The sequence below is a fragment of the Pseudomonas sp. BJa3 genome (assembly GCF_026343815.1).
Lineage (GTDB): Bacteria > Pseudomonadota > Gammaproteobacteria > Pseudomonadales > Pseudomonadaceae > Aquipseudomonas > Aquipseudomonas soli.
On record NZ_JAOXMC010000101.1, the window covers coordinates 1 to 287 of the forward strand.

Below are 287 nucleotides of genomic sequence, written 5' to 3' on the forward strand. Positions count from 1 at the left end.
TGCGGGCAGCAGGCTCGATTGCCGCCAAGGGCGGGCGTTCGCTCCCGGGTTTCAAAGGCAGGTAAAGGCGTATGCATGTCCCTTCACCAGGCGCCGAGCGGATCTGCTATTGGCCACCGGACTGGCGGACGAAGCCGTAGACCATGGACAGCCCAAGCCCGGTCGTGCGCTCAGACGGCTACCTGGTGAAAACCGGTTCGCCCGCACGTCCCGCCACCTCTGCAGACATGCCTGGGCCATTGTCCTCTACCGCCAGGCACAGAGAACGACCCGCCGGCAAATTCAAC

1 pseudogene is annotated in these 287 nt (G+C 64.5%); it reads right to left on the minus strand.

Features of this window, described 5'->3' with window-relative positions:
• Nucleotides 1-109: 109 nt before the first annotated feature.
• Nucleotides 110-287, minus strand: a pseudogene (locus OH705_RS27040) (ATP-binding protein); the annotation flags it as partial.